Below are 21,726 nucleotides of genomic sequence, written 5' to 3' on the forward strand. Positions count from 1 at the left end.
CCCTGTTGCTTGCGGTAGTTCGGTGAGTGCCGAACGTAGCAGCGGGGTTTTCGCAGCCGGGAGCCGCTTGTCCCAGTCGTGGAGAACTGATTACGCGCCGGGACGCACGCTCAGCGTGTCGCCGGCCTCGTCGAGGTCGACGACCACCTCGTCGCCGTCGCGGATCTCCCCGCTCAGCAGCGCGCGGGCCAGCTTGTCGCCGATGGCCGACTGCACCAGCCGCCGCAGCGGCCGGGCGCCGTAGAGCGGGTCGTAGCCGGTCAGGGTCAGCCACTCGCGCGCCGCCGGGGTGACCGTCAGCGTCAGCCGCCGGTCGGACAACCGCCGCGCCAGGTGGTTGACCTGCAGGTCGACGATCTGCGACAACTCCTCGGAGCCGAGCGCGTCGAACAGGATCACGTCGTCGAGCCGGTTGAGGAACTCGGGCTTGAACGACCCCCGCACCGCCGCCATCACCGCGTCGCGCTTCGCGGTGGGTTCGAGCGCCGGGTCGACCAGGAACTGCGAACCGATGTTGGACGTCAGGATCAGGATCGTGTTCCGGAAGTCGACGGTACGCCCCTGCCCGTCGGTCAGCCGCCCGTCGTCGAGCACCTGGAGCAGGATGTCGAAGACCTCGGGATGGGCCTTCTCGACCTCGTCCAGGAGCACGACCGTGTAGGGACGGCGCCGCACGGCCTCGGTGAGCTGGCCGCCCTCCTCGTAGCCGACGTAGCCGGGCGGGGCGCCGACCAGCCGGGCCACGCTGTGCTTCTCGCTGTACTCGCTCATGTCGATGCGGGTCATCGCCCGCTCGTCGTCGAACAGGAAGTCGGCCAGCGCCTTGGCCAGCTCGGTCTTGCCGACGCCGGTCGGGCCGAGGAACAGGAACGAGCCCGTCGGCCGGTCGGGGTCGGCCACCCCCGCCCGCGCCCGCCGCACGGCGTCGCTGACGGCCTGGACGGCGGCCTTCTGGCCGATGAGACGCTCACCGAGCACGTCTTCCATCCGCAGCAGCTTGGCGGTCTCGCCCTCCAGCAGGCGGCCCGCCGGGATGCCCGTCCAGGCGGAGATGACCTCGGCGATGTCGTCGGGGCCGACCTCCTCCTTGACCATGGTCTGCTCGCGCTGGGACGCCTGGATGGCGTCGGCCAGCTCCTTCTCCAGGCGCGGCACCTCGCCGTACATGAGCTTGGCGGCCTCTTCGAAGTCGCCGTCGCGCTGGGCCCGCTCGGCCTGGCTGCGGGTCTCGTCGAGGCGCATCTTCAGGTCGCCGACCCGGTTGAGGCCGGCCTTCTCGGCCTCCCAGCGGCCGACCAGGCCGTTGAGCTCCTCCTGGCGGTTGGCCAGCTCCTCGCGGAGGCGTTCGAGGCGGGCCACGCTCGCCTCGTCGGTCTCCTTCGCCAGGGCCAGCTCCTCCATCTTGAGCCGGTCGACGATGCGCTGGAGCTCGTCGATCTCCACCGGGCGCGAGTCGATCTCCATGCGCAGCCGGGAGGCGGCCTCGTCGACGAGGTCGATCGCCTTGTCGGGCAGGAACCGGGCGGTGATGTAGCGGTCGGACAGGGTCGCGGCGGCCACCAGCGCGCCGTCGGCGATCTGGACCTGGTGGTGGGCCTCGTAGCGGCCCTTCAGGCCACGCAGGATCGCGATCGTGTCCTCGACGGTGGGCTCGCCGACGTACACCTGCTGGAAACGGCGCTCCAGCGCCGGGTCCTTCTCGATGCGCTCGCGGTACTCGTCGAGCGTGGTCGCGCCGATCATGCGCAGCTCGCCGCGGGCCAGCATGGGCTTGAGCATGTTGCCCGCGTCCATCGCGCCCTCGGCCGCGCCCGCGCCGACCATCGTGTGGAGCTCGTCGATGAACGTGATGACCTGGCCGTCGCTCTCCTTGATCTCGTTGAGCACGGCCTTCAGACGCTCTTCGAACTCGCCGCGATACTTCGCCCCGGCGACCATCGCGCCCAGGTCGAGCGCCACGAGCCGCTTGTTCCGCAGGCTCTCCGGTACGTCGCCCGCGACCACCCGCTGGGCCAGGCCCTCGACCACGGCGGTCTTGCCGACGCCCGGCTCACCGATGAGGACCGGGTTGTTCTTGGTCCGCCGCGACAACACCTGCACCACACGCCGGATCTCCGAGTCACGGCCGATCACCGGGTCGAGCTTGCCGTGCCGGGCCCGCTCGGTCAGGTCGACGCCGTACTTCTCCAGCGCCCGGTAGGTGTCTTCGGGGTTCTCGCTGGTCACCCGGGTGTGGCCGCGCACCTTCTCGAACGCGTCGAGCAGCGCCTGCGCGGTCGCCCCCTGGCCCTTCAGCAGGTCGGCGATCGGGCCGCCGTCGGTGGCCAGGCCGACCAGCAGGTGCTCGGTCGAGACGTAGTCGTCTTCGAGCTGCGCGGCCCGCTGGGCGGCGGTGTGCAGCACGGTCAGCAGCTGGCGGGAGGTCGACGGCGCGCTCACCGTGGCGCCCTGCGCCTTCGGCAAAGCGGCCAGCATCTCCTCGGCCCGGGTCCGCATGGCCTTCCAGTCGGCCCCGACGGCCTCGAGCAGCGGCACGGCCGTGCCCCCGGTCTGGGCCAGCAACGTGGTCAGCAGGTGAGCCGGGGCCACCTCGGGATTCCCCTCGGCCGCCGCCCTGCGCACCGCCCCCGCGAGCGCTTCCTGGCTCTTCTGGGTGAGTTTGTAATCCATGTCTATCGGCCTCGCCTTCGCTCGGCGGCCCGGCCGCCTTCAGCCACTGTCTTCCCTCGTCGCTCCGCTCCTCAGTCCAGACAGCGGCGCGGCCGGGCAAGTCCCCCATATGACGAATGTCTTCAGTTATGACGGCGGTAGTTCATATCTGACCAAGGCCCGGATCAGCTTCAGTTCCGTGGCGACGCGGTTGAGTTCGTCTCTCAGGCGGAGGTTCTCGGTCTCCAGCTCCAAGATGCGTTTGATGCCTGCCAGGTTTATGCCCTCTTCCTGCGACAACCGCTGGACCTCGCGCAACAAGACGATGTCGCGGGTCGAATAGAGGCGGCCACGGCCGGCCGTGCGGCCGGGGCTGACCAGGCCGAGTCGGTCGTACTGGCGGAGAGTCTGGGGGTGGAGGCCGCTCAGCTGGGCCGCCACCGAGATCACATAGACGGGGGTCTCGTCGGACAGGTCGAAGAAATTGGCGTCCATGCGCTACTCGCTTCTGGCCTGCTTGATCAGTTCCTCGCGCAGGTCATGGCCGTCGGTCGCGTCGCGGAACTGCTCCAGGGCGGCCCGGGCCTTCTCGTCGAGGTGCTCGGGCACCGCGACCTGGACGGTCGCGAGCAGGTCGCCCTTGGTGCCGTCCTTGCGGGGGGCGCCCCGGCCGCGCACCCGGAAGGTGCGGCCGTTGGGGGTGCCCTCGGGGATGCGGAGCGTGACCGGCATGCCGCGCAGGATGGGCACCTTGATCTCGGCGCCCAGCGCGGCCTCGGGGAACGTGACGGGCACGGTGACCGTGAGGTTCTCGCCGGTCCGGCCGAACACGGGGTGGGGCTGGACGTGCACCAGCACGTAGAGGTCGCCCGCGGGGCCGCCGTTCTCGCCGGGGGCGCCCTTGCCCTTCAGCTTGACCCGGCCGCCGTCGCTGACGCCCGCCGGGATGCGGGCCTGGATGGTGCGGGTGGAGCGGCCACGGCCGCTGCCCTCGCAGACCGGGCACGGGTCGTCGACCAGCAGGCCCCGGCCCCGGCAGTCGCGGCAGGGCTCGGAGAAGGCGAAGTTGCCCAGGTTGCGGCTGGCCGCGCCGGTGCCGTCACAGGTCGGGCAGACGCGCGGCGTGGTGCCGGCCTTGGCGCCGGTGCCGGAACAGGCCGGGCAGGCCGACGAACTGGTCAGCCGCAGCGAGACGGTCGCGCCGTCGATCGACTCGGCGAACGACAGCGTGACCTCGGACTCGATGTCCTGGCCTCGGCGGGCCCGCCCGGCGGTGTTGGCCTTGGGGCCGCCGCCGCGGTTGAACAGGCCGCCGAAGATGTCGCCGATCCGGTCGCCCGCCTGGGCGGTGCCGCCGAACAGGTCGCCGAAGTCGAAGCCCTGCTGGCCCTGGCCCGGACGCCCGCCCCGGTTGTAACCGCCGAGGCCGCTGCCGAACAGGCTTCTGGCCTCGTCGTACTCCTTGCGGCGCTTGACGTCGCTCAGGATGTCGTAGGCCTCGGAGACCTCCTTGAACTTCTCCTCGGTCTCCTTGTTGCCCTTGTTCGCGTCGGGGTGGTACTGCCGGGCGAGCTTGCGGTAAGCCTTCTTGATCTCTTCGGGGGTCGCGGTCTTGGGCACACCGAGGACGCCGTAGTAGTCCTTCTCCAGGTAGTCCTTGGTGCTCATCTAGCGCTTCCTCCGCGTGAAAGACATATGTGAAGGGTGCCCCTCCCGCGCTGGGACGGGAGGGGGCTGCCCTGGAGAATCAGGCGCCGGCGGGTTCGTCGTCGAGGACGTCGCCACCACCGGTCTCCGGCTCGGCCACCGCGACCCGGGCGGGGCGCAGGACGCGCTCGCCGAGGCGGTAGCCGGGCTGCAGGATCTCGACGCAGGTCGGTTCGGTGACCTCGGCCGAGTAGCTGTGCATCAGGGCCTCGTGGACGGTCGGGTCGAAGGGGTCGCCCTTCGTGCCGAACGAGGTCAGGCCCAGCTTGCCGACCGCCGCTTCGAGCGACTCGCTCACCTTGGCGAAACCGCCGGTGAGCTCGCCGTGGTCACGGGCCCGGCCGATGTCGTCGAGCACCGGCAGCAGCTCGTTGATCACGCCGGCGACGGCGTGGTCCTTGACGGCGATCCGGTCGCGCTCGACCCGCTTGCGGTAGTTGGAGAACTCCGCCTGGAGACGCTGGAGGTCGGCGGTGCGCTCGGCGAGGAGCTGCGTGGCCGCGCCCGCGAGGGCGTCGGTGTCGGCGGTCTCGTCGGGCGCCGGTGCGCTCTCGCGCGCCGCCAGCGTCTCGGGGTCGATCTTGCGGTTGTCGCGGATCACCGGCTCCTGCTCGGAACCGTTCTCGCGCGGGGTCACTTGGCGCCGCCCTCCCGCTTCGGCTCGTCGTCGACGATCTCGGCCTCGACGACGTCGTCGTCGGCCTTGCCCGCGTCGTCCTGCTCGGCGCCGGGCGCGCCCTCGCCGGCCTGGGCCTGCGAGTTGGCGTAGATCGCCGAGCCCATCTTCTGGCTGACGGTGGCGAGCTTGTCGGCGGAGGCGCGGATGGCCGCGACGTCGGTGCCCTCAAGCTCCTTCTTCAGCTCGGCGAGCGCCTCGGTGACCTCGGTCTTGATGTCGGCCGGGACCTTGTCGTCGTTCTCGCGCAGGAACTTGTCGGTCTGGTAGGCCAGCGAGTCGGCGTTGTTGCGGACCTCGGCCTCCTCGCGACGCTGCTTGTCCTCCTCGGCGTAGGACTCGGCCTCGCGGACCATGCGGTCGATGTCGTCCTTGCCCAGGGAGGAACCGCCGGTGATGGTCATCGACTGCTCCTTCCCGGTGCCCAGGTCCTTCGCGCCGACGTTGACGATGCCGTTGGCGTCGATGTCGAAGGTGACCTCGATCTGCGGGATGCCGCGGGGCGCCGGCGCGATGCCGGTGAGCTCGAAAGTCGCCAGCTTCTTGTTGCGCGCGGCGATCTCGCGCTCGCCCTGGTAGACCTGGATCTGGACCGACGGCTGGTTGTCTTCGGCCGTGGTGAAGACCTCGGAGCGCTTGGTCGGGATCGTCGTGTTGCGCTCGATGATCTTGGTGAAGATGCCGCCCTTGGTCTCGATGCCCAGCGACAGCGGGGTCACGTCGAGCAGCAGGACGTCCTTGACCTCACCCTTGAGCACACCCGCCTGGAGCGCGGCGCCGATGGCCACGACCTCGTCGGGGTTGACGCCCTTGTTGGGCTCCTGGCCGCCGGTGAGCTCCTTGACCAGCTCGGTCACGGCGGGCATGCGGGTCGAGCCGCCGACGAGCACCACGTGGGCGATGTCGGAGACCTTGATCCCGGCGTCCTTGATGACCTGGTGGAACGGGCCCTTGCAGCGGTCGAGCAGGTCGGCCGTGATGCGCTGGAACTCCGAACGGGTCAGCTTCTCCTCGAGGTGGAGCGGGCCCTCGGCGGAGGCGGTGATGTAGGGCAGGTTGATCGTGGTCTCGGTCTGCGCCGAGAGCTCGATCTTGGCCTTCTCGGCCGCCTCACGGAGACGCTGGAGGGCCATCTTGTCCTTGGACAGGTCGACCCCGTGGGCGTTCTTGAAGCGGGTCACCAGCTCGTCGACGACGCGCTGGTCCCAGTCGTCGCCACCGAGGTGGTTGTCGCCGCTGGTCGCCTTGACCTCGACGAAGCTGTGGCCGTCTTCCTGGCCGACGTCGAGCAGGGACACGTCGAAGGTGCCGCCGCCGAGGTCGAAGACCAGGATGGTCTGGTCCTTGTCCTTGTCGAGGCCGTAGGCCAGCGCCGCGGAGGTCGGCTCGTTGATGATGCGGAGCACGTTGAGGCCCGCGATCTGGCCGGCCTCCTTGGTGGCCTGGCGCTGCGCGTCGTTGAAGTAGGCCGGGACGGTGATGACCGCGTCGGTGATCTTCTCACCGAGGTAGGCCTCGGCGTCCTGCTTCAGCTTCTGGAGGACGAAGGCGCTGATCTGCTGGGGCGTGAACTTCTTGCCGTCGATCTCGACGGTCCAGTTCGTGCCCATCTCACGCTTGACAGAGCGGATGGTCCGGTCGACGTTGGTCACGGCCTGACGCTTGGCGACCTCGCCGACGAGGACCTCTCCGTTCTTCGCGAAGGCGACCACCGAGGGGGTGGTGCGGGAGCCCTGCGCGTTGGCGATGACGGTGGGCTCACCGCCTTCGAGGATCGAGACGACGGAGTTGGTCGTCCCCAGGTCGATACCTACCGCACGTGCCATGAGTACGTCCTTGTAGTCAAAGTTGAGTCGTGGTGACTCAAGTTTCGGTGAGTACGACAGCCCTTGTCAAACGCTGTCCTGTCAACGGTCTTGAGTCTAGTGCGCTCAACTCTCGGCGCGAGCGGAATGTTCCCGGGATATCCCTGATTCGACCCTTAGGGGTTACCTGGCCCCGTCGAGGATCACCCTCTTCCCTACGGGCTTCTTGAGCTTCACGTACGTGGCCTTCTTGATCGCCATGGCCACGCACATGCCGGCGTCCTTGACCGAGCCCTCGTACAGGGTGATCCGGACCGTCTTCCTGGTCTCCTTCACCGTGACCTTGGTCAGCACGGTGCACGGTTCCACGCCCGACCACCACACGACGCGCACCCCGCGCATGTGCGGCCTGGCGGTCAGCCACCTCACCTTCTTCGGTGAGAGGGCGCCCTTCTGGACCTTCACCACCTTCGGCCCGGGAGCGGCCTGCGCGGGGGCGGCGGCGGGGACGAGCAGCGCGGCGACGGCCGCGGCGACGACTAAGAGCCTCACTTGGCACCATCCACGACTTCCCGGCCGGCCAGGGGCTTGGCCAGCTTGACGAACGTCTCCTTCTCGACCGCGATCAGGATGCAGGCGGCCTCGGGGTCGGTGGTGCCCTCCCACAGGGTCACCGTCACCTCGGTGTCCGTCTCCTTCACCTCGACGCGATCGAGGGTGTAGCAGGGCTCGACCCCCGAACTCCAGGAGATCATCACGCCGTCTCCGGCGGGGGTGGCGCGCGTCCAGGGCACCTTGCGGGGGTCCACCGTCCCGCCCTTGGGCTGCACCAGCTCCGGCCCGGAACTCGGCGGGGCCGAGGCCGGCGGGGTGGCGGGCTGGTCGGGGCCGATCGGCGAACCGCTGTCCACGGAGTCTCCCTTTCCGCAGGCCGAGGCCATGATCACGGCTGTGAGCATGGCCGCGGTGACGAGCCAGATCCTTCTCATGTCCGTATGACGGGCGTCACTTCGAAGGGGTTCAGTAACCCGTTGACTCCGGTATGGGCGCCGGTTTAATTTCATCACATGATGAGTTCTGCTGAACCCGCGATAGCCGTCACCGGGCTGCGGGTCGTCCGGGGAGCCCGCGAGGTGCTCCACGGGTTGTCTTTCGAGGTGCCGAAGGGCCAGATCACCGGGCTGCTGGGCCCGAGCGGCTGCGGCAAGACCACGCTGATCCGATCGATCGTGGGCGTGCAGGTCGTCGCCGGGGGCGAGGTGACCGTGCTGGGGCGTCCGGCCGGGTCGGCCGAGCTGCGCCGGCTCATCGGCTACTCCACCCAGAACCCGGCGATCTACCGCGATCTGTCGGTCATGGAGAACCTCCGCTACTTCGCCGCCGTGCTCGGCGCGCCGAAGACCGACCCGGCCAGGGTCCTGCAGGAGGTCGGCCTGGAGGGGCACGCCGACCAGCTCGGCGGCACCCTGTCGGGTGGCCAGCTCAGCCGGGCCAGCCTGGCGGTCTCGCTGCTCGGCTCGCCGCAACTCCTCGTGCTCGACGAACCGACCGTCGGGCTCGACCCGGTGCTGCGCAAGGAGTTGTGGGAGCTGTTCGGCGGCCTGGCCGAGCAGGGCGTGACGATCCTGGTCTCCAGCCACGTCATGGACGAGGCCGCCCGCTGCCAGCGCCTGATCATGCTGCGCGACGGCGACATCCTCGCCGACGACAGCCCCGAGGGCCTGCGCGCCCGCACCGACACCGCCGACCTGGAGCAGGCCTTCCTGCGCCTCATCGAAGAGAGGCAGCCGGCATGATCACGCTCGCCACGGCCCGCCGGATCCTGGCCCAGCTCCGCAACGACCACCGCACGGTCGCCCTCATGGTGCTGGTCCCGAGCCTGATCATGATCCTGCTCTACTACGTGATCGACAACGAGCCGGTCTTCGCCCAATGGGCCCCCGCGCTGCTGTCGATCTTCCCCTTCCTGGTGATGTTCCTGGTCACGTCCATCGCCACCCTCCGCGAGCGCACCTCCGGCACGCTGGAGCGGCTGATGGCCTCCCCGCTGCGCCAGCTCGACCTCCTCCTCGGGTACGGCCTCGCCTTCGGCGCCGCCGCCGTCCTCCAGGTGGCCCTGGCGCTGACGGTCTCGCTGACCTGGCTCGGCCTCGACCTGCGGGGAGACCTGTGGGCGCTGGTCCTGGTGGCCCTGCTCAACTCGCTCCTGGGCACCGCGCTCGGCCTGTTCTGCAGCGCGTTCGCCCGCTCGGAGTTCCAGGCGGTCCAGTTCATGCCGCTGGTGATGGTCCCGCAGCTGCTCCTCGGCGGCATCATCGTGCCGCGCGACCAGATGGCGACCGTGCTGGAGTGGATCTCCAACGTGCTGCCGATGTCCTACGCCCTGGAGGCGATGAAGCTGGCCGTCATGACCGGCGACCTCGGCTCCGACTTCTGGCGCGATATCGCGGTGGTGGCCGGATCGGTCCTGCTGGCGCTGGTTCTGGGAGCCGCGACGCTGAAGAGGCGCACCCCGTAAACTGCCCCCCATGATCGCGATCCTGGGCACCGGCAAGATGGGTGAGGCTCTGCTCTCCGGCCTGGTCCGGGCGGGGCGGGCGGCTGACCAGATCATGGTCACCACCCGCCGGCCCGACCGGGCCAGACAGCTGTCGGAGACCTACGGCGTCAAGGTCGTCACCAACCTGGAGGCGGCCGAGCAGGCCGACGCGCTGATCCTGGCCGTCAAGCCCCAGGACATGGGCACCCTGCTGCGCGAGATCGCCCCCGTGGTGCCGTCCGACCGGCTGGTCATCTCGGTCGCGGCGGGCATCACCACCGACTTCGTGCAGGCGCGGCTGGGCGGCCCGATCCCGGTCGTCCGGGTCATGTCGAACACGCCGGTGCTGGTCGACGAGGCGATGAGCGTGATCTCGGCCGGGGCCCACGCCAAGGAGGAGCACCTCAAGCTGACCGAAGACCTGCTCCAGCCGGTCGGCAAGGTGCTGCGCATCCCCGAGTCGCAACAAGACGGCGCGACCGCGCTGAGCGGGTCGGGTCCCGCCTACTTCTTCTACCTGGTCGAGGCCATGGTCGACGCGGGCATCCTGCTCGGCATGCCGCGCGCGGCGGCCCTCGACATGGTCAAGCAGTCGATCGTGGGCGCGGCGATCATGCTGCGCGACTCGGGGGAGCACCCGGTGATCCTGCGCGAGGCCGTCACCTCGCCGGGCGGGACGACCATCGCCGCCATCGCCGAGCTCGAAAGGCACCGCGTGCGCGCGGCGTTCCTCGACGCGATCGAGGCGGCCCGCGACCGAAGCCGCGAGCTGGGCGGAACCAACAAGTGACCCCTGGTGACCAGGCGAAAAGGACTTAATGGTTAGGAAGCTTTCCTTATAGGCTAAGGCGAGTGGTTGTACTCTCCCCGGCTCGCCTCTGGTCTCGTGACTTCTCCCTCTACTTCGTCGGCCGGGCCGTCGCCCTCATGGGCGACGCGATGTTGCCGGTGGCGGTGACGCTCGGCGTCCTCGGCATCTACGGCCCCGTCGGGGTCGGCGTCGTGCTGGCGGCCTGGATGGCCGCCTTCGGCGGGCTCGTGCTGTTCGGCGGGGTGCTCGCCGACTGGTTCACCGCCCGGCGCATGATGATCTTCGCGGACGTTCTCCGCGTCGTCACCCAGATGACCATCGCGATCACCTTCTTCACCGGCACACCCGCGCTCTGGCTGCTGATCGTGATGTCGTTCCTCAGCGGCCTCGGGGCGGCGCTGTTCCAGCCCGGCGTGAACAGCATGATCCCGCAGATCGCCGCCGACCCCCAGCGCGCCAACGCGACCCTGCGGGTGGCCGACGCGGTCGCCCGCCTCATCGGCCCCGGCATCGCCGGCGCGATCGTCCTGCTCGGCGGACCGGGCGTCGTCTACGCCATCAACGCCGGAACGTTCCTGGTCAGCGCCCTGTGCCTGCTGGCGATGCGGGTGCGGCTGACCAAGACCGAGGCGACCTCGCTGATCAGCGACCTGCGGGAGGGCTGGGCCGAGTTCCGGTCCCGTACGTGGATGTGGTCGGTCATCCTCGTCTGGGCGGTCTACGGGATCGTCCTGTTCGGCCCGATGTGGCCGGTCGGCGCCCAGGTCATCTCCGAGGCCCACGGCGACGCGGCCTACGTCCTGGCCATCACGGGCGAGGGCCTCGGCAGCATCCTCGGCGGCCTGGTGGCCATGCGCTACCGCCCGGCCCGCCCGCTGTTCTCGGGCGCGGTGGCGATGATCGCCTTCATGGCCATGCCGCTGGTCGTCGCCCTGGCCGCCCCGATCCCCGTGATCGTCACCGGCTACACCCTGGCCGGCGCGGCCTGGGCCTTCTGGTCGGTGATGTGGGCGACCAGCGTGCAGACCCAGGTCCCGGGCGAGGTGCTCAACCGGGTCACCGCCTACGAGGTGGCCGGCTCGGTGCTGAGCATCCCGATCGGCCAGTCTCTCGGCCCGATCGTCGGCGAGGCGATCGGCGCGCAGACCGTCGTCCTCATCGGATTCTTCGCCGGCCTGGCCGGGATCGGCGTCCTGCTGTCCATTCGACCGGTCCGGAACCTGAGGGCGGTGGGGCGGATCTAGCATGGGCACTTGTGGTGATCCGGCGTGGTATCCCCCTGTTGGCCCTGCTGCTCTTATCCGTCGCCTGCACGACGGAGGAAGCGCCCGTCGTGCAGACGGCGGCCGTGGCGCGGGCGCCCGTCAGTGAGGTGGTGGAGGCCCCGGCGACCGTCGGGGCGCGGGCCACCGCGAGCCTCACCTCTCCCTCGGCCGGGACGGTCGCCAAGCTCTACGTCTCCGACGGCGACACCGTGAAGAAGGGCGAGATCCTCGCCCGCATCAGCGCGCCGCAGGCCCGAGACCGGCTCAGGGAGGCCAAGAAGGCCGACAAGCAGGCGGCCAGGCCGGTCTCCTTCGGGGGCGCGCCGAGTGTGCCGTCGCTGAGACTGCCCACGGGAGTCGACGCCCACGTGCGCAAATCGTTCGCGCAGGCGCGCCGGGCCGCGCGCAAGGTCGAGGACACGGCCATCCGCAAGCACCTGCTGGCCGCCATCGACCTGGCCGAGCAGCAGCACAGATCACAGCAGAAGGCGCTGAACGGCATCGTCGGCGGCCTCAACCGCATGCTCGGCTCGTTCACCGGGCAACTGGGCGCGGGCATGAGCGGGCTCTCCTCGTCGATGAGCTCGCTCCAGGCGGCCTCGCGCAGTCAGACCCGCGCCGCCGTGAAGGCCGCCGAAGACACCGTCAAGGGCCTGACGATCAAGGCGCCCTTCGGCGGGGTCGTCACCCTCGGCGGTGGTGGCGGGCCGGCCGCCCCGGCGCTGCCCGACCTGTCGCAGCTGGTCTCCGGCGGCGGCGTGCCGGCCTCGTCGGGCGGCAGTTCGGCCGGCACGATCGCCGAAGGCGTCCCGGTCGGCCAGGGGGAGGCGCTGCTGACCGTCACCGACGTCTCCGAGCTGAACCTGCGGGCCGACGTCGACGAGACCGACGTGCTGCTCGTGCGGGACGGCACCCGGGCCGAGGTCGAGTTCGACGCGGTGCCCGGCGCGATCTACACGGCCGAGGTCACCGGCGTCGGGGTCACGCCCCAGGAGGGCGCGACGGGCGGCGTCAGTTATCCGGTACGCCTCGCGCTCGCCGAAGGCCGGTTCGACGACGGCTCCGAGGCGCCCGACCCCAAACCCGGCATGAGCGCCGTCGTCCGCATGATCGTCAAGGAGTCGCCCGAGGCCGTCGCGGTCCCGGCGGCGGCCGTGGTGACCAGCGGGCGCGACACCGTCGTCTGGGCCGTCGTCGGCGGCAGGGCCGAACGCCGGACCGTCATGCTCGGCGCGGAAGGGGACGCCTTCGTCGAGGTCGTGAACGGGATCCAGGTCGGCGACCGGGTCATCACGCGAGGGGCCGACGGCGTGCGTCAGGGGCAGGAGATCCCGTGACCGCGTTCGAGGCCGCCGGGTTGACCAGGTCGTACCAACTCGAAGGCGTGACCGTGGACGCGCTGCGCGGCGTCGACCTGACCATCGGCGACGGCGAGTTCGCCGCGATCCTCGGGCCGTCGGGGTCGGGGAAGTCGACCCTGATGCATCTGCTCGGCTGCCTCGACCGGCCGACCTCGGGGGTGCTGAAAGTGGGCGGCGTCGACGTCTCCACCCTCGACGACACCAGCCTGGCCGAGCTGCGCAACCGGATGATCGGCTTCGTCTTCCAGTCGTTCCACCTGCTCGCCCGGACCTCCGCCCTCGACAACGTGGCGCTGCCGCTCGTCTACCGGGGCGTCGCGAAGACCGAAAGGCGGTCGAGAGCACGCCGGGCCCTGGAGGCCGTGGGCCTCGCCCACCGGCTCGACCACCGGCCCTCGCAGATGTCCGGCGGCGAGCAGCAGCGGGTCGCCATCGCCCGCGCGCTCGTCGGCGACCCCCAGGTGGTCTTGGCCGACGAGCCGACCGGCAACCTCGACACCCGCAACGGCGAGGAGGTCATGGGCCTGCTCGAACGCCTCAACGCCGACCAGGGCGTGGCGATCGTGCTGGTCACCCACGAGCCCGAGGTGGCCAACCGGGCCCGCCGGCAGATCCACGTCAGAGACGGCCTGATCGAGCGGGACGTCGCATGAGGACCGCCGAAGCCTTCCGGATGGCCCTCGAGGCGCTGCGGGTCAACCGCCTGCGCAGCGCCCTGACCATGCTCGGCGTGATCATCGGGGTGTCGGCCGTGGTGATCCTGGTCGCCATCGGCACCGGCGCCAAGGACGCCATCGAAGACGAGATCTCCGGTCTCGGCTCCAACATCATCCTGGTCGTGCCCGGCCAGCTGAACTTCCAGGCCGCCCCCACCCAGAGCCGCCTCGACCTCTCCGACGTCAACTACGTGCGCCGGGTGGTCGGCGACCCGAGCCGGGTGACCGTGTCGGTCCAGTCGGGCGAGAACATCCGCGTCGGCCGCAACGAGGCGTTCGTGACCGTCGTCGGCACCGACGAGAACATCCGCAACGTCTTCGAACGCCCCCTGAAGCGGGGCCGCTACCTCACCGAGACCGACATCGACACCCGCCGCCGCGTCGCCGTCCTCGGCTCCGAGGTGTCGGAACAGCTCTTCGGCGACCTCGACCCGGTCGGCAGACAGGCCACGATCGCCGGGGTGCGGTTCCGGGTCGTCGGCGTGTACGAAAAGGTCGGCGCCACCTTCGGAGTAGCCCGCGACCGCGAGACCCACATCCCGGTCACCACGGCCCAGCGGCTCCTCGGCGTCGAGAGGGTCAACGGCATCGCCATCGGCGCCTCGGGCCCCGACGTCATCGACAGCCTCGGCCAGCGCGTGGTCGACGCCCTCACCTCCCGCTACCCCGACGAGAAGTTCTCCGCCGTCACCCAGACCCAGCTCCTCGGCACGATCGGCACCGTCCTCGGCATGCTGACCGGCGTGCTGGCCGCCATCGCGGGCATCTCGCTGCTGGTCGGCGGGGTCGGGGTGTCGAACATCATGCTGGTCAGCGTGCGCGAACGCACCAAGGAGATCGGCCTGCGCAAGGCGCTGGGCGCCCGCCAGCGCGACGTCCTGGGCCAGTTCCTCATCGAGGCCGTGCTGCTGACGACGATCGGCGGCACCATCGGCATCGCCCTGGGCGTCGGCGGCTCCCTGCTGATCGAGACCCTCTCCCCGGTGCCCGCCTCGATCACCCTGTGGTCGATCCTGCTGGCCTTCGGCGTGTCGGCCGTCGTGGGCGTCTTCTTCGGCGTGGCCCCGGCCCGCCGAGCCGGCCGGCTCGACCCGGTGGTGGCACTCAGAGCCGAATGACCCGCAGCGCCGCCGCATCGGGGGGTCGGGGGGTCGTTGCCCCGTGAACCACGGTAATTTGCTGGCTATGAGCGACTTCGCGCGTGGCGCCTGCGGACCCGTGCGGGTCGTCTGGGACGACGCCCTGACGTCGTACGACTTCGGTCCCCATCATCCCCTCGCGCCGGTGCGGGTCGAGTTGACCATGGCGCTGGCGCGGGAGCTCGGCGTGTTCGGCGCGGTCGAGATCGTGCCCTGTACGCCCGCCACCGACGACGATCTCGCGAGTGTGCACAAGCGCGACTACATCGAGGCGGTCAAGCGGGTCTCGCTCGACGGGCGGCCCGATGTGCGGGCGGGGCTGGGCACCAGTGACAACCCGGCCTTCGCCGGCGTCCATGAGGCTTCCGCGCTGATCGCGGGGGCGACCCTGGAGGCGGTGAAGCAGGTCCATCAGGGCGGCGCGATGCACGCGCTCAACGTCGCCGGGGGGCTCCATCACGCCATGCCCGCCACGGCCAGCGGCTTCTGCGTCTACAACGACCCGGCCGTCGCCATCGCCTGGCTGCTCGCCCAAGGGGTGGAGAAGGTCGCCTACGTCGACGTCGACGTCCATCACGGCGACGGCGTGCAGGCCATGTTCTTCGACGACCCCCGGGTGCTGACGATCAGCCTCCACGAGTCGCCCCGCACGCTCTTCCCGGGCACCGGCTTCGCCGAGGAGACCGGGGCCGAGGGCACGGCCGTGAACGTGGCGCTCCCGGCCGGCTGCGGCGACTCGGGGTGGTTGCGGGCCTTCCACGCCGTGGTGCCGCCGCTGCTGCGCGAGTTCGCGCCCGACTTCCTGGTCACCCAGCACGGCTGCGACTCCCACGCCCTCGACCCGCTGGCCCATCTGATGTTGTCGCTCGACGGCCAGCGGACGGCGTACCGGGAACTGCACAAGCTGGCCCACGAGACGGCCGGTGGGCGGTGGCTGGCCACCGGCGGCGGGGGGTACGAGCTGGTCCAGGTGGTGCCGAGGGCCTGGACCCACCTGATCGCCGAGGCCGCGGGGGCGCCGATCGAGCCCGAGACCGCCACCCCCGACGCGTGGCGCGAGTTCGTGCGGGCGCGGACCGGCGAGTTGCCGCCGCTCACGATGACCGACGGACGCACGCCCGAATATCGGCCCGTCTCCGAGGGTTACGACCCGGCCGATCCGATCGACCGCGCGATTATGGCCACCCGGAACGCCGTCTTCCCCTACCACGGTCTGGATCCTTTGCCATGACGCGAGCAGAGCTCATCGACCACCTCGTCCGCACCCGCATCGCGGGTGACGTCGCCACGAGCCGTGAGAACAACCTCGACCACTACCGGTCGCTGGCGGTGCGCGACCCCCACTACATGTTCGGGCTGACCTTCGAGGGCGCCTGGGCCTACCGCGACGTCCTCGACCTGATGGCCAAATCGGCGGGCGTGGTGGCCGATCCGGGCCACCGGTCGGGCCAGGACACGATCGACCCCGAGCGCACGGTCGCGGCCCTCGACGCGATGGGCGACCGGATCGCGGTGGCGCTGCGGCGGCCGAACCCCACGATGATCATCGCCACCGGCCACCCGACGGGGCTGATGGTCGTTCACATGGCTATCGCTCGTTTCGTCGTGACTCAGGGGGCGACTCTGCTTACTCCGGCGGAAGGGTGGACGTACCTTCCCGGTTCGTTCGGCCGCCGGCGCTCGATCCGCTACATCGACGACGTCGCGCTCCTCGACGACGGCGGTGCCCTTGTGCACACGCACGACTCCGCTCCGATGCGGCAGATGCTCGAGGAGCAGAGACCGGATTTCGTCGTCGCCGACCACGGCTGGGCGGGCGCGGCGGGGGAGGCCGGCGTCGAGACGGTCGGGTTCGCCGACTGCAACGATCCGGCCCTTTTCGTGGGAGAAGCCGAGGGGAAGATCGCGGTCACCGTCCCGCTGGATGACAACGTGCTGCCCCGCTATTACGGACCGTTGACCGACTACCTGCTCCGACGTGTGGCGGCCGGCCTTTAGGGGTGTCCCTTTTAGGGGGTTTCACGCCCGCTTTTCAACTGGTGTGTCGACCGGTTGCCAACTTTTTGGTGATCCTGGGCGACTCTAATGTGAGAGAAGTTGGTCCGTTCCAAGATCAAGGCGAGGGGCACGGTCCGGCTGCTGGCCAGCGTTTTTCGGTGTTTCGCGGGCAAGATCCCCCGATGGCTGATGAAATGGGGGGTTTGCCTCTGTGAAGTCCCGACTTACGCTGACAGCAGTACACGTGCGTGAGCAATGGCACCAGTGGGGATAACCCGGAAACACGTGCGGAAGAGGCGTCCGATGGGTGCAGGCGAAAGACCTCTCAGCGAGGTGAAGTTCCTGACGGTGGCAGAAGTGGCCACCGTCATGCGGGTGTCCAAGATGACGGTGTACCGGCTCGTGCACTCGGGCGAGTTGCCGGCCATCAGGGTAGGCCGGTCCTTCAGAGTGCCCGAACAGGCGGTGCACGACTATCTGAGGGACGCTTTCATCGAGGCTGGATGAAGTGACCTGTAGCGACTAGCGATACCAAGGGCAACACGGGTTCCCCCCGGGGAACGATCAACCATGGATCGCCGGTAGGCTGTTGTGCCGGTGTGCGCTCGCGCACCGGTACGACGTCTATCTTCACCTGGGGGTCCCGTGGGCTCTGTGATCAAGAAGCGCCGCAAGCGCATGGCCAAGAAGAAGCACCGCAAGCTGCTCAAGAAGACCCGCATCCAGCGGCGTAACAAGAAGTAGCCCAGCGCGGTCCCTGCGAGGAAGAGTCTATGAGTCCCGTGACCCGGACTGTCCTGGTCACCGGGATATCCCGGCACATCGGCGCTCGGCTGGCGAGCGTCCTCGCAGCCGACCCGGCCATCAGCCGGGTCATCGGAGTCGACACGGTGCCGCCGACGTCGCTTACGCGTGATGGCGGCGCCCAACTCAATCCCCTGGGCCGCGTCGAGTTCGTCCGCGTCGACCTGCGCAGCCCCGACATCGCCCAGGTCATCGCGGCGGCCGACATCGACACGGTCGTCCACATGAGCCTGATGAGCGGGCCGGCCGGCAGCCGTCCGGCGATGAAAGAGCACAACGTCATCGGCACGATGCAGTTGCTCGCGGCCTGCCAGCGCTCCGAGACCGTTCGCCGGGTCGTCGTGCGTTCCACCACGGCCGTCTACGGCTCCTCGCCCACCGATCCCGCCGTCTTCACCGAAGACAGCGAGCCGGTGGAGGTGCCCCACACCGGCTACGGCAAGGACGCCGCCGAGGTCGAGGGCTACGTCCGCGGCTACGCCCGGCGGCGGCCCGACGTCGTGACGACGACCCTGCGGTTCGCGAACTTCATCGGGCCCAAGGTCGACTCCCCGTTGACGCGTTACTTCCGGGCGCCGCTCCTGCCGACCGTGCTCGGCTTCGACCCTCGGCTCCAGTTCGTCCACGAGGACGACGGGGTCGAGGTGCTCCGGCGGGCCGCGCTCGACGATCATCCCGGCGTCTTCAACGTCGCGGGCGACGGCGTGCTGCTGCTCTCGCAGTGCCTGCGGCGGGCCGGGCGCTTCTGGGTGCCGGTGCCCGCCCCGGCGTTCCGGTTCCTGGGCGAGGGCGCCCGCGCGGTCGGGCGCATGGACTTCACGCCCGACCAGCTGGCGCTGATGAGCCACGGCCGGGTGGTCGACTCGGGCAAGCTGGCCGACGAGTTCGGCTGGGTGCCCAAGTTCACCACCGCGTCGGCGTTCGACGACTTCCTGCGGACCCGGAGCGCACGGTGAACGCCGAAGAACTGCTGACCTTCGCCGCCCGCCGCATCTCGGGCCGCTACGAGGTCGACGAGTTCGGCTACGACGCCGAGCTGAACGACAAGGTGCTCCTCGAACTGCTGCGCCCGCTCTACCGCCACTGGTTCCGCGTCGAGACCATCGGCCTCCACAACCTGCCGCCCGAGGGCGCGCTCGTGGTCGCCAACCATTCGGGCACCCTCCCGGTCGACGCCCTGATGTTGCAGGTCGCCCTGCACGACGAGGCCGGGCGGGCGGTCCGGCTGCTCGGCGCCGACCTCGTCCACCGGCTGCCGGTGCTCGGCCACCTGTCCCGCAAGACCGGCCACACCCTGGCCTGCAAGGAAGACGCCGACCGGCTGCTGCGCAAGGGAGAGCTCGTCGGGGTCTTCCCCGAGGGCTTCAAGGGCATCGGCAAACCCTGGTCGCAGCGCTACAAGCTCCAGCGGTTCGGCCGGGGCGGGTTCGTCGCCTCCGCGATCAGGGCCGGGGTGCCGATCGTGCCGTGCTCGATCGTCGGGGCCGAGGAGATCTACCCGAAGATCGGCGACCTGCGGCTGCCGGCCCGGCTGCTCGGCCTGCCCTACCTGCCGATCACGCCGCTGTTCCCGTGGTTCGGCCCGCTCGGGCTGGTGCCGCTGCCGTCGAAGTGGCTGATCGAGTTCGGCGAGCCGATCAGGTCGGACGAGGTCGACCCCGCCGAGGCCGACGACCCGATGGTGGTCTTCGAGCTCACCGACCAGGTCCGCGAGACGATCCAGCGCTCGCTCAACGCGCTGCGGCTGCGCCGCGGACCGGCGTTCTTCCTCTAACGCTTCTTGTAGAGCCGGCGCAGAGCCAGCCCCGCCGCCACGCCGCCCGCGACCGCGCCGGCCGTCGCCGCGATGGGCAACCCGATCATGGTCGCCTTGCGGGTGGTGCGGAAGTCGCGCACCTGCCAGCCGCGCTGGCGGGCGTGTTCGCGCAGCTCGGTGTCGGGGTTGATCGCGTAGGGGTGGCCGACCAGCGACAACATGGGCAGGTCGTTGGCCGAGTCGCTGTAGGCCGAGCAGCGGGTCAGGTCGAGACCCTCACGCCGCGCCAGCGCCCTGACGGCTTCGGCCTTGGCCGGGCCGTGCAGTAAATCACCCACGAGATGGCCGGTGTAGGCGCCGTCTCTGGTCTCGGAGACGGTGCCGAGCGCGCCGGTCAGGCCCAGCCGGCGGGCGATGACGTGGGCCAGCTCCACCGGCGTCGCGGTGACCAGCCACACCCGCTGACCGGCGTCGAGGTGGGCCTGGGCCAGCGCGCGGGTGCCCGACCAGATGCGGTCGGCCATCACCTCGTCGTAGATCTCCTCGCCGAGCAGCACGACCTCGTCGACCTTCAGCCCGGCGACGAACGCCAGCGCCATCTCCTTGGCCTTGGCGACGTGGTCGGGGTTCTCGTTGCCGCGGACCCGGAACATGGCCTGGCCGACCGCGAACTTGACCAGGTCGCCGGTGGTGAACAGGCCCCGGGCGGCCAGGCCCCGGGCGAAGTGGTAGATCGAGGCCCCGCGGACCATGGTGTTGTCGACGTCGAAGAACGCGGCGGCCGTCGGATCGGGCTCGGCGCTCGGGGCCGGCAACGCGGCCGCGGCCGCCACCTCGCCCGCGAGTTCCGCCGCTTCGCGCCGTCTCAGTAGCCGCTTCATAACCTCCGAGCTTAACCGTTGAGGTCCCGTCGGCCGGTTGCCCGCGCGTGAACAGCGCTAGTTGCCGGCGGGCCCGGCGTACCCGTCGATCAGGCTCAGGTACTCGGTCGCGATCTCGCGGTTCTCGGCGTCGAGCTTCGGCACCATCTTCTCGACGACCTTCTTCTGCTCCCGGGCGAACCGGCGCACCTTCGCGGGCGGCTTGGTCGGCTGTTTCACCTTCTCCAGCGCGAGCCGCGTGGTGCTGTCCATGTCCTCGAGGGTCTGCTCGATCAGTTCCGCGCGGTCGGGCGTGGCGGCCTTCAGCAGCTCGGCCGCCTCGGCGGCGCGCGAGCGGGCCACCGTCATCTGCCGGTCGGCGCGTTCGGCCTCGCCCCGGGTGAGCGTCAGCAGCGTCGACTCGGCCGCCCGCTTCAGCGGGTAGAGCACCTCGCCGGGACCGGACGAGTAGGTCACCGCCGCCACCGACATGGTCGCCGCGACCATCGAGCCGAGCGCCAGCCACGGCCGCAGACGCACCAGCAGGGGGACCCGCCGGATGCGCGGCCGGGCGTGGGCCGGCCCGGGGCGCCGCGGCGCGGCGCGTTCTTCCTGGTGTGTACGCAGCAACTCGGCCCGCAGCCCCTCGCGGAACTCGGCCCGGGGACCGGCGCCCTCATGGCCTGCGGCCTCACGGCGGCCGAGCTCCTCGAGCCGGGCGGCGACGCGCGCGGCACGCCGCGCACGCGGAAGACGCCACCACCCCATCGCCAGAGCTCCCGCTCGAAGATCCACCCACCCCTGCGAATGGACCAACGACGACGCGTCGGAGTGGTTACGGGGCGTTTCTCAACTGAGATCTTTCGGCAGCGACCTGGCCAGCGCCTTGATGGCCCGGAACTGGAGGGCCTTGATCGCGCCGCTCTTCTTGCCCATCGCGGCGGCGGTCTCGGCGAGCGACATGCCGTACAGGAAACGCATGATCACGCACTCCTGCTGCTCGGGATTAAGCTGCTGGACGGCGCGCATGACGTGCTCGTTCACCATGTTGGTGATCGCGGCGTTCTCGGGGATGTGGGGGCCGTCGAGCGGGGTGTCGAGCACCTCGGCGGTGGACACCTCGAGGCGGCTGCGGCCCGACTTGTAGTGGTCGGTGATCAGGTTGCGCGCGATGGTCACGAGCCAGGCGCCGAAGTCGCGGCCCTGCCAGGTGAAGTCGGAGATGTTGCGCAGGGCGCGCAGGAACGTGTCGCTCGTCAGGTCTTCGGCGAGGGGGTGGGAGCCCACGCGGAAGAAGACGTACCGGTAGACGAGGTCGACGTACCGGTCGTAGAGCTGCCCGAAGGCCTCGGTGTCGCCCGTTTTGGCGCGCAGCACCAGCGTGCGCATCTCGTCGAACTCGGGCGAGACCGCCTCGGGCGCGGACTGCAACGCTCCAGCGGTGACCGAAGGGGCCAGCCCGGCTAACGACCAACTGTTCAGCATCCGGATATCCCATGGGAGAGGGGAAGTCGGCGTGCTCGCCACTCTAGAAATCTCCCATAAATTACACAATGAGGGCTGTCTCTGTAATCCCTTCCGTAACGGACGCTTCCGACGAGTCTCGCTGGCTGGGCGTGTGGACAGGGACAGGCCATAGA

Annotated in this window: 22 protein-coding genes and 1 pseudogene; 13 read left to right on the top strand and 10 right to left on the bottom strand. The window is 70.0% G+C overall.

The window, feature by feature from the left end; all coding sequences use genetic code 11:
- Positions 1-90: 90 nt before the first annotated feature.
- The 7 genes and pseudogenes from clpB to AW271_RS27720 form a co-directional block, all read right to left on the bottom strand.
- A complete protein-coding gene (gene clpB, locus AW271_RS27690) occupies positions 91-2,670 on the bottom strand; it encodes an ATP-dependent chaperone ClpB (RefSeq protein ID WP_062340534.1) in 2,580 nt (859 codons plus the stop codon).
- A 215-nt stretch (positions 2,671-2,885) separates the two neighbouring features.
- Positions 2,886-3,144, bottom strand: a pseudogene (locus AW271_RS27695) (heat shock protein transcriptional repressor HspR); the annotation flags it as partial.
- 3 nt (positions 3,145-3,147) lie between these two features.
- Complete coding sequence (gene dnaJ, locus AW271_RS27700) at positions 3,148-4,317, bottom strand: molecular chaperone DnaJ (protein ID WP_062340536.1); 1,170 nt, start codon at positions 4,315-4,317, stop codon at positions 3,148-3,150.
- 79 nt (positions 4,318-4,396) lie between these two features.
- Positions 4,397-4,993: a nucleotide exchange factor GrpE gene (grpE, locus tag AW271_RS27705; RefSeq protein ID WP_062340537.1), complete on the bottom strand. Its 597-nt coding sequence runs from the start codon at positions 4,991-4,993 to the stop codon at positions 4,397-4,399.
- On the bottom strand, positions 4,990-6,858 hold the full coding sequence (gene dnaK, locus AW271_RS27710) for a molecular chaperone DnaK (RefSeq protein WP_062340538.1): 1,869 nt from the start codon (positions 6,856-6,858) through the stop codon (positions 4,990-4,992). Before dnaK ends, grpE begins: the two co-directional genes overlap by 4 nt.
- Before the next feature lie 162 nt (positions 6,859-7,020).
- Positions 7,021-7,389, bottom strand: a complete 369-nt coding sequence (locus AW271_RS27715; protein ID WP_157554680.1) for a hypothetical protein — start codon at positions 7,387-7,389, stop codon at positions 7,021-7,023.
- Positions 7,386-7,826, bottom strand: a complete 441-nt coding sequence (locus AW271_RS27720) for a hypothetical protein (RefSeq protein WP_245653232.1) — start codon at positions 7,824-7,826, stop codon at positions 7,386-7,388. The genes AW271_RS27715 and AW271_RS27720 overlap by 4 nt, the downstream gene beginning before the upstream one ends.
- An 81-nt stretch (positions 7,827-7,907) precedes the next feature.
- Here AW271_RS27720 and AW271_RS27725 point away from each other — a divergent pair, with 81 nt between their 5' ends.
- From AW271_RS27725 to AW271_RS27780, 13 genes are all read left to right on the top strand, one after another.
- The gene (locus AW271_RS27725) at positions 7,908-8,633 is read left to right on the top strand and encodes an ABC transporter ATP-binding protein (RefSeq protein ID WP_245653233.1); all 726 of its coding nucleotides are present in this window, start codon (positions 7,908-7,910) and stop codon (positions 8,631-8,633) included.
- The gene (locus AW271_RS27730; protein WP_062340540.1) at positions 8,630-9,355 is read left to right on the top strand and encodes an ABC transporter permease; all 726 of its coding nucleotides are present in this window, start codon (positions 8,630-8,632) and stop codon (positions 9,353-9,355) included. Before AW271_RS27725 ends, AW271_RS27730 begins: the two co-directional genes overlap by 4 nt.
- Before the next feature lie 10 nt (positions 9,356-9,365).
- Positions 9,366-10,166: a pyrroline-5-carboxylate reductase gene (gene proC, locus AW271_RS27735; RefSeq protein WP_062340541.1), complete on the top strand. Its 801-nt coding sequence runs from the start codon at positions 9,366-9,368 to the stop codon at positions 10,164-10,166.
- Positions 10,167-10,228: 62 nt separating this feature from the next.
- A complete protein-coding gene (locus AW271_RS27740) occupies positions 10,229-11,431 on the top strand; it encodes an MFS transporter (RefSeq protein WP_062340542.1) in 1,203 nt (400 codons plus the stop codon).
- 38 nt (positions 11,432-11,469) lie between these two features.
- The gene (locus tag AW271_RS27745) at positions 11,470-12,789 is read left to right on the top strand and encodes an efflux RND transporter periplasmic adaptor subunit (RefSeq protein ID WP_062340543.1); all 1,320 of its coding nucleotides are present in this window, start codon (positions 11,470-11,472) and stop codon (positions 12,787-12,789) included.
- Positions 12,786-13,466, top strand: coding sequence for an ABC transporter ATP-binding protein (locus tag AW271_RS27750; protein WP_062340544.1), 681 nt, complete (start codon positions 12,786-12,788; stop codon positions 13,464-13,466). Before AW271_RS27745 ends, AW271_RS27750 begins: the two co-directional genes overlap by 4 nt.
- A complete protein-coding gene (locus tag AW271_RS27755; protein WP_062340545.1) occupies positions 13,463-14,647 on the top strand; it encodes an ABC transporter permease in 1,185 nt (394 codons plus the stop codon). Before AW271_RS27750 ends, AW271_RS27755 begins: the two co-directional genes overlap by 4 nt.
- Positions 14,648-14,714: 67 nt before the next feature.
- Positions 14,715-15,899 carry an acetoin utilization protein AcuC gene (locus tag AW271_RS27760; RefSeq protein ID WP_062340546.1) on the top strand — a complete coding sequence of 395 codons (1,185 nt, stop codon included), beginning with the start codon at positions 14,715-14,717 and terminating at the stop codon, positions 15,897-15,899.
- Positions 15,896-16,666, top strand: coding sequence for a phosphatase (locus AW271_RS27765; protein WP_062340547.1), 771 nt, complete (start codon positions 15,896-15,898; stop codon positions 16,664-16,666). The genes AW271_RS27760 and AW271_RS27765 overlap by 4 nt, the downstream gene beginning before the upstream one ends.
- 303 nt (positions 16,667-16,969) lie before the next feature.
- Complete coding sequence (locus tag AW271_RS27770) at positions 16,970-17,173, top strand: helix-turn-helix domain-containing protein (protein WP_030456159.1); 204 nt, start codon at positions 16,970-16,972, stop codon at positions 17,171-17,173.
- Positions 17,174-17,311: 138 nt separating this feature from the next.
- Positions 17,312-17,410, top strand: a complete 99-nt coding sequence (locus tag AW271_RS38980; RefSeq protein WP_018654693.1) for a 30S ribosomal protein bS22 — start codon at positions 17,312-17,314, stop codon at positions 17,408-17,410.
- Between the two features lie 29 nt (positions 17,411-17,439).
- Positions 17,440-18,426, top strand: a complete 987-nt coding sequence (locus AW271_RS27775; RefSeq protein ID WP_062340548.1) for an NAD-dependent epimerase/dehydratase family protein — start codon at positions 17,440-17,442, stop codon at positions 18,424-18,426.
- Positions 18,423-19,244, top strand: a complete 822-nt coding sequence (locus tag AW271_RS27780) for a lysophospholipid acyltransferase family protein (protein ID WP_245653234.1) — start codon at positions 18,423-18,425, stop codon at positions 19,242-19,244. Before AW271_RS27775 ends, AW271_RS27780 begins: the two co-directional genes overlap by 4 nt.
- Here AW271_RS27780 and AW271_RS27785 read toward each other — a convergent pair.
- The 3 genes from AW271_RS27785 to AW271_RS27795 form a co-directional block, all read right to left on the bottom strand.
- Positions 19,241-20,107: an HAD family hydrolase gene (locus AW271_RS27785; protein WP_062340549.1), complete on the bottom strand. Its 867-nt coding sequence runs from the start codon at positions 20,105-20,107 to the stop codon at positions 19,241-19,243. The two genes, AW271_RS27780 and AW271_RS27785, sit on opposite strands and share 4 nt — an antisense overlap.
- Before the next feature lie 57 nt (positions 20,108-20,164).
- Positions 20,165-20,854, bottom strand: a complete 690-nt coding sequence (locus AW271_RS27790; RefSeq protein ID WP_062340550.1) for a DUF5667 domain-containing protein — start codon at positions 20,852-20,854, stop codon at positions 20,165-20,167.
- An 81-nt stretch (positions 20,855-20,935) separates the two neighbouring features.
- The gene (locus AW271_RS27795; RefSeq protein WP_062340551.1) at positions 20,936-21,571 is read right to left on the bottom strand and encodes a sigma-70 family RNA polymerase sigma factor; all 636 of its coding nucleotides are present in this window, start codon (positions 21,569-21,571) and stop codon (positions 20,936-20,938) included.
- Between the last annotated feature and the right edge of the window lie 155 nt (positions 21,572-21,726).

It is taken from the genome of Herbidospora sakaeratensis (assembly GCF_001570525.1).
Classification (GTDB): domain Bacteria; phylum Actinomycetota; class Actinomycetes; order Streptosporangiales; family Streptosporangiaceae; genus Herbidospora; species Herbidospora sakaeratensis.

Coding starts and splice junctions, on each gene's coding strand:
- clpB (WP_062340534.1), bottom strand. CDS start 2,670: ATGGATTACAAACTCACCCAGAAGAGCCAGGAAGCGCTCGCGGGGGCG.
- dnaJ (WP_062340536.1), bottom strand. CDS start 4,317: ATGAGCACCAAGGACTACCTGGAGAAGGACTACTACGGCGTCCTCGGT.
- dnaK (WP_062340538.1), bottom strand. CDS start 6,858: ATGGCACGTGCGGTAGGTATCGACCTGGGGACGACCAACTCCGTCGTC.
- AW271_RS27720 (WP_245653232.1), bottom strand. CDS start 7,826: ATGAGAAGGATCTGGCTCGTCACCGCGGCCATGCTCACAGCCGTGATC.
- AW271_RS27725 (WP_245653233.1), top strand. CDS start 7,908: ATGAGTTCTGCTGAACCCGCGATAGCCGTCACCGGGCTGCGGGTCGTC.
- AW271_RS27730 (WP_062340540.1), top strand. CDS start 8,630: ATGATCACGCTCGCCACGGCCCGCCGGATCCTGGCCCAGCTCCGCAAC.
- proC (WP_062340541.1), top strand. CDS start 9,366: ATGATCGCGATCCTGGGCACCGGCAAGATGGGTGAGGCTCTGCTCTCC.
- AW271_RS27755 (WP_062340545.1), top strand. CDS start 13,463: ATGAGGACCGCCGAAGCCTTCCGGATGGCCCTCGAGGCGCTGCGGGTC.
- AW271_RS27760 (WP_062340546.1), top strand. CDS start 14,715: ATGAGCGACTTCGCGCGTGGCGCCTGCGGACCCGTGCGGGTCGTCTGG.
- AW271_RS27765 (WP_062340547.1), top strand. CDS start 15,896: ATGACGCGAGCAGAGCTCATCGACCACCTCGTCCGCACCCGCATCGCG.
- AW271_RS27770 (WP_030456159.1), top strand. CDS start 16,970: ATGGGTGCAGGCGAAAGACCTCTCAGCGAGGTGAAGTTCCTGACGGTG.
- AW271_RS27775 (WP_062340548.1), top strand. CDS start 17,440: ATGAGTCCCGTGACCCGGACTGTCCTGGTCACCGGGATATCCCGGCAC.
- AW271_RS27785 (WP_062340549.1), bottom strand. CDS start 20,107: ATGAAGCGGCTACTGAGACGGCGCGAAGCGGCGGAACTCGCGGGCGAG.
- AW271_RS27790 (WP_062340550.1), bottom strand. CDS start 20,854: ATGGGGTGGTGGCGTCTTCCGCGTGCGCGGCGTGCCGCGCGCGTCGCC.
- AW271_RS27795 (WP_062340551.1), bottom strand. CDS start 21,571: ATGCTGAACAGTTGGTCGTTAGCCGGGCTGGCCCCTTCGGTCACCGCT.